The sequence below is a fragment of the Neisseria sp. P0021.S007 genome, assembly GCF_051956855.1.
This window is the reverse complement of the sequence record NZ_JBQCXA010000615.1, coordinates 1-655: the sequence shown is the minus strand read 5'-3', so window position 1 is coordinate 655 and position 655 is coordinate 1. Positions and strand designations below refer to the sequence as shown.

Here is a 655-nt window from a genome sequence, read left to right as displayed (position 1 = left end):
GACTTGGACCAATGGGGGCCATTGAGTAAAGGGACAAACGGATAAGGTGCCTCCTGTCGGATAGGGATACAAAGATAAAGATAAAGATAAAGGGAAGAAAGATATGTACTTAAAAGCATTTGACGGAAAACGGAATGGGGCAGCTGTACAGAGGGGCTACTCCTTGATACAGCTGTTGGTGGTGATGCTGCTGGTTTCGATATTGGCGACGGCGGCATTGACTGCCTATCGGGAGTCAGTCCGTTCGGCCAACTTGCGTGCGGCTCATGCCGCCCTGCTGGAAAATGCGCGCTTTATGGAGCAGTTCTATGCGAAAAAGGGCAGCTTTAAGCTGACGTCGACGAAGTGGCCGGAGCTGCCGGTGAAGGAGGCGGGCGGTTTCTGCATTCGGATGAACGGTCAGGCTAAGGGGATCCTGGAAGGGAAGTTTACCCTGAAGGCGGTGGCTCTGGACAGGGAGGCGGAGCCGAGAGTATTACGCTTGAACGAGTCGTTGACGGCGGTAGTGTGCGGGAAGATGAAGGTGAAGGGAAGCTGTACGGACGGTGAGGAGATATTTAGGGGTAATGATGCGGAGTGTAAACCATTTGGCGCATAGGGTGGTCGTCTGAAGGGATAAAAGAAAAAAGGGCAAAAGAAAAGGACGTGTGTGGAC

At 52.7% G+C, this 655-nt stretch carries 1 protein-coding gene; it reads left to right on the top strand.

Features of this window, described 5'->3' with window-relative positions; genetic code table 11:
• Positions 1-103: 103 nt before the first annotated feature.
• Entirely contained in the window at positions 104-598 is a 495-nt protein-coding gene (locus ACTHUR_RS14960; RefSeq protein ID WP_219089457.1) for a type IV pilin protein, read from the top strand.
• The last annotated feature ends 57 nt before the right edge of the window (positions 599-655 follow it).

Coding starts and splice junctions, on each gene's coding strand:
- ACTHUR_RS14960 (WP_219089457.1), top strand. CDS start 104: ATGTACTTAAAAGCATTTGACGGAAAACGGAATGGGGCAGCTGTACAG.